The 8,334-nt window shown below is 36.6% G+C and carries 11 protein-coding genes; 1 reads left to right on the forward strand and 10 read right to left on the reverse strand.

Annotated elements, in window-relative coordinates:
• Positions 1-2 precede the first annotated feature (2 nt).
• From WC631_02175 to pilM, 7 genes are read right to left on the reverse strand one after another with little or no spacing between them, the layout of a single operon-like run.
• Entirely contained in the window at positions 3-1,064 is a 1,062-nt protein-coding gene (locus tag WC631_02175; GenBank protein ID MFA6227256.1) for a PilT/PilU family type 4a pilus ATPase, read from the reverse strand.
• A gap of 26 nt (positions 1,065-1,090) precedes the next feature.
• On the reverse strand, positions 1,091-1,480 hold the full coding sequence (locus WC631_02180) for a response regulator (protein MFA6227257.1): 390 nt from the start codon (positions 1,478-1,480) through the stop codon (positions 1,091-1,093).
• Between the two features lie 43 nt (positions 1,481-1,523).
• The gene (locus WC631_02185) at positions 1,524-3,248 is read right to left on the reverse strand and encodes a GspE/PulE family protein (protein MFA6227258.1); all 1,725 of its coding nucleotides are present in this window, start codon (positions 3,246-3,248) and stop codon (positions 1,524-1,526) included.
• A 9-nt stretch (positions 3,249-3,257) separates the two neighbouring features.
• Positions 3,258-3,605 carry a hypothetical protein gene (locus tag WC631_02190; GenBank protein MFA6227259.1) on the reverse strand — a complete coding sequence of 116 codons (348 nt, stop codon included), beginning with the start codon at positions 3,603-3,605 and terminating at the stop codon, positions 3,258-3,260.
• Positions 3,606-3,610: 5 nt separating this feature from the next.
• A complete protein-coding gene (gene pilO, locus WC631_02195; protein MFA6227260.1) occupies positions 3,611-4,183 on the reverse strand; it encodes a type 4a pilus biogenesis protein PilO in 573 nt (190 codons plus the stop codon).
• A 1-nt stretch (position 4,184) separates the two neighbouring features.
• Positions 4,185-4,799, reverse strand: a complete 615-nt coding sequence (locus tag WC631_02200; protein MFA6227261.1) for a hypothetical protein — start codon at positions 4,797-4,799, stop codon at positions 4,185-4,187.
• 55 nt (positions 4,800-4,854) lie between these two features.
• On the reverse strand, positions 4,855-5,976 hold the full coding sequence (gene pilM, locus WC631_02205) for a type IV pilus assembly protein PilM (protein MFA6227262.1): 1,122 nt from the start codon (positions 5,974-5,976) through the stop codon (positions 4,855-4,857).
• 51 nt (positions 5,977-6,027) lie between these two features.
• Here pilM and WC631_02210 point away from each other — a divergent pair, with 51 nt between their 5' ends.
• Positions 6,028-6,681, forward strand: a complete 654-nt coding sequence (locus tag WC631_02210; GenBank protein ID MFA6227263.1) for a phosphoribosyltransferase family protein — start codon at positions 6,028-6,030, stop codon at positions 6,679-6,681.
• 49 nt (positions 6,682-6,730) lie between these two features.
• Here WC631_02210 and WC631_02215 read toward each other — a convergent pair whose 3' ends face one another.
• From WC631_02215 to WC631_02225, 3 genes are all read right to left on the reverse strand, one after another.
• Positions 6,731-7,405, reverse strand: a complete 675-nt coding sequence (locus WC631_02215; GenBank protein ID MFA6227264.1) for a uracil-DNA glycosylase — start codon at positions 7,403-7,405, stop codon at positions 6,731-6,733.
• Positions 7,406-7,478: 73 nt separating this feature from the next.
• Positions 7,479-8,012 (reverse strand): DUF1697 domain-containing protein, encoded by a 534-nt coding sequence (locus WC631_02220; protein ID MFA6227265.1) that lies wholly within the window; start codon positions 8,010-8,012, stop codon positions 7,479-7,481.
• A partial coding sequence (locus WC631_02225; protein ID MFA6227266.1) for a hypothetical protein occupies positions 7,966-8,334 on the reverse strand: 369 nt, incomplete at its 5' end. The genes WC631_02225 and WC631_02220, both read right to left, overlap by 47 nt.

The raw sequence follows: 8,334 nt of genomic DNA on the forward strand, positions 1-8,334 counted from the left end.
GTTTACAACATTTTCTCCAAAATCTTTGGGTCGATCGCATAAAGATAAGCATTTTCAACAGTTATTTCGCCTCTACCAACAAGCTCAGCCAGACATCTATTCATATCTATCATACCATCTTGAGAGCTTGTCTCTATCACAGAATTTATCTCATGAATTCTGTTTTCTCTAATAAGGTTTGATACGGCATTGTTGTTTATCAAAAGTTCATAAGCAGGAATAAGGCCACCAGAAATCCTTGGTATAAGTCTCTGAGAAAAAATACCGGTTAAACTACTAGCAAGTTGAACTCTGATCTGATTTTGTTGTTCAGCTGGAAAAGAATCTATGATTCTGCTTATTGTCTGCGCCGCACTGTTTGTATGAAGAGTAGAAAAGATTAAATGTCCCGTCTCAGCGGCTGTTACCGCAGTAGCTATTGTCTCTGCTCCGCGCATTTCACCCACGAGAGCAACGTCTACATCTTCTCTGAACATACTCTTTAGGGCTGTTGGGAAATCTACAGTGTCTATTCGTACCTCTCTCTGATCTACAATAGATTTTTTCTGCTCATGTATATATTCTATAGGATCTTCAATGGTAATAATATGCTCTGCTCTATTTTCATTAATATTTTCTATCATAGCAGCCAGGGTAGTGGTTTTTCCTTGTCCTACCGGGCCAACAACCAAGAAAAATCCTTGCTGTTTATCCGTAAAGGCTTTTAAAATATCGGGTAAGTTTAATTCTGCAAAATTTCTAATCTTTTTAGGTATAAGTCTAAGAGCGATACTGACAACCCCTTGTTGAAAAAAAGCATTTCCTCTAAATCTTATGGATCCTTCTGAATTGTAAGAAAAGTCCATTTCTTTTGTCTTCAGAAAGATATCTCTGTTCTCTTTGGTAATCAACTCTGACAATATGCCAAAAGTATCTTCCTTGTTTAAAACACTTTTATTAACTAGTGGAATTAAAAGACCTGAAACCCTTATCATAGGATGTCTACCCTCAGACAAATGTAGGTCTGAAGCTCCTTCCTGTGCCACTGTCTTTATTAAATCATTTAATTCTTTTTTATAATCCATCAGAGTTATAATTTTAATATAATAATTTATTTTGTGTTTGCATTACAAATCCCTATCACTTCTTCTACCACTTCTGACGGAATTGTTGTCGCCTTTACAATATATCCGTGTACACCAAGCTCTTTAGCTCTATTTATATCAGAGGTAAGACCTTGATTCGTAAGCATTATAGCTACAGCACCGACTGCAAGATTGTCTTTTTTTATTTTCTCATACATTTCAAAGCCATCCATTACCGGCATAATAAGATCCATAAGGAGAACTGTCGGTTTGAAACCGTCTTTTAAAATATTTATTGCATCCTCGCCTCCTTGAGCGACTTTTACCTCAAAACCATTTCTCTCAAATTTAAGAGAATACATATTCAAAAGAAACTTATCATCATCTACTATCAAGATTTTCTTTTTGTCTTGCATGGTCTTTATATTATATCATCAAAAGACTTTTTTAGAAACGGAATTACAGATCATTAATTGATTCAAATGGTATTGTCTTCTGCATAGCTTTAATAATAGCATCTTCTTTTATCGTTATCATACCTTTCTTTCTAGCTACCTTAAAGACCTCTGATTCAACTGGATCTTTCAAAATTACCTGTTCTATATCTTTGTCCATATTGAACATTTCATAAACAGCAATTCTACCTCTCGTACCATTTGGACATGTCGGACTAGGTTCAAGAGCTAAAACTTCATTGGCTTTAGGTATCTCATCTCTATATTCCTTCGGTAAATCTTCAAACTGTTTGTCTATCATAGCCTTTATACTTCCATCTATTGGCAACGGTTTTCCTGTGCCTGGACAGATCTTCCTCACAAGTCTTTGGGCCATAATAAGAATTAGAGTCGGTGGAATAAGATACGGATCAACTCCCATATCTATAAGTCTAGGCACCACACCAGCAGCGTTATTCGTGTGTATCGTTGAAAGCACTAAGTGGCCAGTAAGTGCAGCTTGCACAGCAAGTTGGGCTGTCTCTTTATCTCTAATCTCTCCCACCATAATAACGTCTGGGTCCTGACGCAAAGTCGTCCTCAGACCAGAAGCAAAAGTATAACCTATCTCCGGAAATACCTGTGACTGACTCATTCCTTCAATGTTGTACTCGATAGGATCTTCCAAACTTAAAACGTTTTTCTCGTCTTTATTTATTTCATTGAGCATAGCGTAAAGAGTGGTTGTCTTACCAGAACCTGTTGGACCAGAGATCAAGATCATTCCGTATGATTTCTTCATCGCTTCGCGTACCATCTTTATATATCTTGGAGAAAGACCCATATCTTCCAAAGATCTTACTCCTTTTTCTTGATCAAGAATTCTCATCACAACCTTCTCCCCATAATATGCAGGAAAAGTAGAAACTCTAAAGTCTATTTTTCTACCATCTATCTTTGCAGAAAAGCGGCCGTCTTGTGGTTTTCTCTTTTCATCAAGTTTCATGTTTGCAAGAATCTTAATTCTAGCGACAACCGCCTGATGAACCTCTACTGGCAAAACCAGACTTGTATTTAAAACTCCGTCTACCCTAAATCTAACTCTGATTTTGTCCCTCATATGTTCAATGTGTACATCTGAAGCATTACCTTCTGTCGCATATCTTAAAATCGTTGCAACTATCTTGGTAACGGGTGCGTCTTCTATAATTCTTGTTTCTATCGTGCCATTTGCTGGACTACCATCCCCTTTTGTAAGTTCGATATCTTCAAGATCTGAAGAAAGCTCAGATTCAAGTTCTGTAAGTGCCTTTGTTACTTCTCCAGAAAGCCCTTTATAGCTCTCTAGTGTCTTCTCAAAATCTTTTTCTGAAATAAGGAAGATTTTGTAAGGTATATTTAGTTTACCAGCAATAAAGTTCAAGGCGTCTCTTGCTTCAATACTCTCTGGATCAACTATTCCAACCTCAAGGACACCTTCTTTTAAGGAAATGGGTACAAATCTATAATGTGCGGCTGCATCCTCTGAAATATACTTCAAAACTGAAAAAGGAACCGAGTAATTCTCAAGATTTCGAGTTGGAACATTAAAATACTCACCCTTAGCATCAAGGATTGAGTCTGACGATATTCCCATCTCATCTAAAACTTTATCAATAGTCTTTCCCGATGAATTAGCCTGCTTTTCTATCTTGGAAATATCGCTTTTGTTTATTATATTTTTACGAACCAAAAGCTCTAATATGCTCATATATTATGATTATCTAGCCGGTATAAATGTTTTTGTATTTGTCGAGGATTGAGTCTTTGTACCATCTGTACCAAGAGGAGCAAAAGGATTGTTCCTACCTGTTGGTTGACTCACTAAAGTGACAGTGGTGTCTTTTAAACTCTGGAATACTGCACTGTTAAATATAGAGTCATCCAATTTGATTTGATTCATTCTGTTTAATAGTGTCAAAATATTCTTTGCATCCGCAAAATCTGCAGTTTTCTTTTCTGCAACCAAAGATGTGCCTGTAGTATCTTGATTCTTAGTAAGATACATGTAGGCTAATATACCCAGGACTATGACTACTACTATTATAATTATTTTATTTCTACTCATATTATTTATTTCAACCAATATGTGTTTAACGATACGCTAAAATCATAAAAACCTGTATCTGTGGACGTAAAGGAGATATCAGTTATATCTATAATCCTAAGATTTTGTTCTAAATCTTTCATTAAGTTTAAGAAGTTATCATAGGTAGCATTTACAGAGAATTTGAGAGCAAGGGTACCGTATGGTGTGCTATCTGGTCCGATAGAATCTAGTGTTTTTGCACTACTCCCAATAGAAATGTTCTTGAGTGAAAGATTTCTAGCTTCTGCCACACTACTAATCTCGAGGACAAGCTTTACATTATCTATGTTGTCTGGAACCATCTTAATCAACTTGGTTTTATCTGATTCGGTGATTTTATTATTCTTATCTGTTAAAGATTTCCTATTTTGGACGACTTTTGTGGAATTAGTTAAAGTGGTCTCGTATTTTGTATATTCATTCTGAAGTTGTTTGATACCATAAGTGGAGATGTCTGATTCGACAATACTTCCACTGCCTTTATATCCAGGATCTACATAACCGAAAAATATCCCTATGGAAGAAAGTATTAAAATTAATGGCAATATAAAATTCATATTATTTATTTACAAGGTTTACTGATTTTGCATAGGAAATAAAGTCTGGAACAATCAGTGTGACGAAAGAAAAAGATACACTGCCATCTTGAGTGAGATTTAAATCAGCAAACACTGGTGCTTTGATAATCTCTCTGTATTCTATTTTACCAAACTCATCTGCTTGTGAAGCAACGGTTTTGAAATCTCTAGCTTGACCATTCATATCTACTTTAGCCAAACTATCTCCCCCAGAAGCTCCGCCTGTTAAAGAAATCTTGAAACTCCTAAATCTAACATTTTTGAGGGTTCTATCTTCGAAAAAAGAAAAGATCGGACTCATAGAAATATGTTTAGACATAAGAAGATTGGCAACCTTAATCCTTGAATCAAGTCTGATCATGCTTTCTATAGTACCGGTTTCAAAACTGCTTTTATTTGCTTCAATTGTTTGCTTGTCTGTGTCGATTTTCTGAATAAGTACTTTCTTTTCTAGAAATATCCAGCCAGCAAGGCCAACAGCTACAAGAAAAACAATAATAGACACGAGTAAAAACAAACTCACTCTAGGAGCTAGCTGATGTTCTTCAACAATCGGTTTTTTCGGTATAAAAGATGTTTGAAACTTAGTTTCCATTCCTTGTATATTATACACTAAAATTAAAAACAAGACACCAAGTAGAAACTGTGGATTATATTTCTTGTAACTTTCTGATGGCCAAACCTATAGCAACAGCAAACTCCGGCCCCGCGTCTTTCAAAACTTCCTCCAAAAATGCCGGATATTCTACCTTAGAAAATGGATTGGCAAGTTCAACTGGTGTTTCAAAAGATAATTGTGCTTTTTCTCTAAGCCCTTTAAGTAAAGCACCCCCTCCAGTAAGAGTAACTTTACTGACTTTCTTGCCATTTTTCCTATAATAGTTCGTCAAAACTCGACTAATTTCAGAAAGTATAAAATCAAGAGTAACAGAAGAAACCTCTAAAATATTTTTGTCACTCCCCGCTTCTGAAACTATTCCTTGCATCCTCTTTATTTTCTCTGCCTCCTCAAAAGATATGCCGAGGGACTTCGAAATCGCCAGCGTGATATCTTGTGCTCCACGATTTATAATATGGGATGTTCTAAGTATTCCTTTTTCAACCACAAAAGCCTTCGTTGAATTTGAACCAAAATCTACTATCATTTGTGGAGCAATTGATGTCTCCAGCATTGCCCTCATACAACTAAATATCTCTATTTCAGAAAAAGTGTTATTGAGCCCAACGAGTTTTTGTATATCATTATTTTTATTTATAGCGTCATTGTGTATAACAACAAGAAGTACTTCTGTCTCTTTGCTTGCCTCTACTTTTTGACCATTTTGAAACTCTGAGATGGTCGTTTCATCTTTCGGTATCGGCCAATAGTCAACACTGACTTCAGAAATTGGAACTGGAATATATTTTCTAGCTTCCATTGGCACCATTTCAGCGAGCTGTCTTTCATCTGTTGTCGGGAGTTTTATAAAAGTTATTAAACTAGAACCTATAGGAATGGACATACCGCTATTTAAAGTGGTAGTGTTTGATTCTTTCAAAAGATCTTTCACAGCAAGAGCTAGCTTGTCTGTGCCAAGAACGGTTGATCTGCCGGTGTCTGTACCTGCATAAGTGCCAAGGGAAAGTTCCCCGTATGTTTCAAGTACTGCCTTCCCACCTTTCTTTTTTAATTGAACTACTTTAACAGATGACGGACCTAAGTCTATACCAAGTACACTTACTTCTTTCGGCGCGAAAAACGAACTAAACAAATTGGTGAATGGATTATTCATATTCCTTATTTTCACTGACTATTATATCATAAAGCGGAAAAATATATCAAAATGAAGAAATTAAAAGAAGTACTTGATAAGGTTTTGTCCCTGATACTACCAAAAGAGAAGTTTGTAGAAAAGATAGAAAAGATGGATATCGATGAAGCTAATAATCTACCCGGAGCTAATGAGATAAAAGATGAACAATTTAAAGCCGTATTTCAATATAAAAATAAAACCGTTAGACAAGCGATCTGGGAGATAAAATATAGGGGGAATAGAGAGATCCTCAAGAAATTTACAAAAATACTTTATGAATTCATGCTGGAAGAGATTAGCGATAAAATGGCCTTTGAAAATTTCCGTAATCCCCTACTAATACCAATACCAGTGAGTAGAAATAGCCTTCGCGAACGTGGATTCAATCAATGTGAATTGATTGTTCGAGAGCTAGCACAAATAGACAATGGGATAAATTTCGAAATCGAAACAAAAGCACTTAAGAAGATAAGAGAGACTCCTCATCAGTCAAAGCTAAAGAATCGCGCATTACGTTTGAAAAACTTGAAAGGGTGTTTTTCTGCTGACACAGATAAAGTAAAAAATAGATGTGTGATAATAATAGACGATGTAATCACAACCAGTACGACAATGAACGAGGTTTCAAAAACTCTAAGAAAGGCGGGCGCTAGAAAGGTCATCGGCTTCGCGATAGCTCATTAAAAAAAACACAGGCGGGCGCGCTTCGCGCGCCCGCCTGTGTTTTTACGTACTACCACTCCACCTCCCCCTTTCCGTGTTCTTTCAAATATTCATTACACTTTGAAAAATGTTTACAACCGAAAAATCCAGAATAAGCGGAAAATGGCGAGGGATGCGGAGATTCCAAGACTAAATGCTTCTCATTATCTATCAAGCTTTTCTTTCCGCGAGCATAGTTTCCCCACAATATGAATACGATATTCTCTTTTTCATCTGAAATCTTCTTTATGACAGTATCTGTGAAATCTTCCCAACCTTTTTCTTTGTGAGATGCTGGTGTATGTGCCACTACTGTCAGAATCGCATTTAAGAGAAACACGCCCTGTTTCGCCCAGTTTTCAAGATTACCTTTTGTGAAATCTCTTTTGATACCGGTATCGCTTTCGATTTCCTTATAAATATTTTTAAGAGATGGTGGAGGATTCTCTCCGTCTGGAACAGAGAAACAAAGCCCGTGTGCTTGCCCGACATCGTGATATGGATCTTGCCCGAGTATCACAACCTTAACTTCTGAAAATGGAGTAAGCCAAAAAGCCCGAAATATATCCTGCGGTTTCGGAAAGACAGCTTTCGTCTCATATTCTTTTCTGACAAAATCCGCCAAACTTTTAAATTCATTGGACTCAAAATAATCCCCAAGCACTGCTTTCCATTCTGGTTCTATATTTACTTTTTTATCTCGCATATCATTCTCTACTTCTTTATTTGCTAATCTCCAACTACTGGTAAATAAATCCATTTCATGAAAATTATAGTAATTATTTTACGTCTTTGTTAGCCAAATATCTGGCGGTATTAACATTTCTCACTGTCATAAACTGATAAAGTTTGTGACCTATTATTTTATTCAAATGACTTTTGTTATAATTTTTCCTATCAACGTTCCAGTAGACTGCACCTTTTATATAACGAATATCAATGAATTCTTTTTTTATAGGTAATTGATCGATGATGTTTTTCGAATCGATCTCCGAAAACAAGTAGGCCACATCGGATCGCTGAGATGAATCATTTTGCCAGTTTTCGGGTATTGCATCAGCAATCTTTATCATCTCGTTCTCTGTTTTAATGAGGGTTGGAACGTCAAAACTAAATTCTTTTTTAATATTTAATTCTATTTTCTTGCAAATATCTTGTTGTTTACTTTCTGTTTCAAAAGTTACATTTCCAGAATTAATATAGGTTAAAACATTCACGTAACCCAATGACTCAAAAAGGGCTTTAAGTTTTTTCATATCAATTCGTCTATTTTTGCCGGTGTTTATTCCTCTTAAAAGCGCTATATATTTCATAATTCGAATTTGGAAATCTGGCGGAGACGGTGGAAATTTCTCCCTCACCTCTCACCTCGCCGTCGCTCGGTTCGGGCTGGGCACCGCCTCGCGGTTTTTTCTGCTGAAAAAACACGGCTCCGGCGTTCGAATTCCACCGTATATCCGAAACGACAACCCACTCAAAGCACAGCAGTGTGCTTCTCGCGGGTCGTTGCGGTGTTTTTTGATTGATGTTCGAACATTTTTTGAGCAAAACCCCCAATAAGGAAGCCAGCCCCGCCGTCGCTCGGAAACCTCGCCACCCCGCAAAAAAGTTTTCTTCACAATTTTTAATTTGCGC

Source organism: Candidatus Paceibacterota bacterium (genome assembly GCA_041663045.1).
Classification (GTDB): Bacteria; Patescibacteriota; Minisyncoccia; order Phycocordibacterales; family GWA1-40-21; genus Bog-1340.

Coding starts and splice junctions, on each gene's coding strand:
- pilM (MFA6227262.1), bottom strand. CDS start 5,976: ATGAATAATCCATTCACCAATTTGTTTAGTTCGTTTTTCGCGCCGAAA.
- WC631_02180 (MFA6227257.1), bottom strand. CDS start 1,480: ATGCAAGACAAAAAGAAAATCTTGATAGTAGATGATGATAAGTTTCTT.
- WC631_02200 (MFA6227261.1), bottom strand. CDS start 4,799: ATGGAAACTAAGTTTCAAACATCTTTTATACCGAAAAAACCGATTGTT.
- pilO (MFA6227260.1), bottom strand. CDS start 4,183: ATGAATTTTATATTGCCATTAATTTTAATACTTTCTTCCATAGGGATA.
- WC631_02215 (MFA6227264.1), bottom strand. CDS start 7,405: ATGCGAGATAAAAAAGTAAATATAGAACCAGAATGGAAAGCAGTGCTT.
- WC631_02175 (MFA6227256.1), bottom strand. CDS start 1,064: ATGGATTATAAAAAAGAATTAAATGATTTAATAAAGACAGTGGCACAG.
- WC631_02220 (MFA6227265.1), bottom strand. CDS start 8,012: ATGAAATATATAGCGCTTTTAAGAGGAATAAACACCGGCAAAAATAGA.
- WC631_02190 (MFA6227259.1), bottom strand. CDS start 3,605: ATGAGTAGAAATAAAATAATTATAATAGTAGTAGTCATAGTCCTGGGT.
- WC631_02185 (MFA6227258.1), bottom strand. CDS start 3,248: ATGAGCATATTAGAGCTTTTGGTTCGTAAAAATATAATAAACAAAAGC.
- WC631_02210 (MFA6227263.1), top strand. CDS start 6,028: ATGAAGAAATTAAAAGAAGTACTTGATAAGGTTTTGTCCCTGATACTA.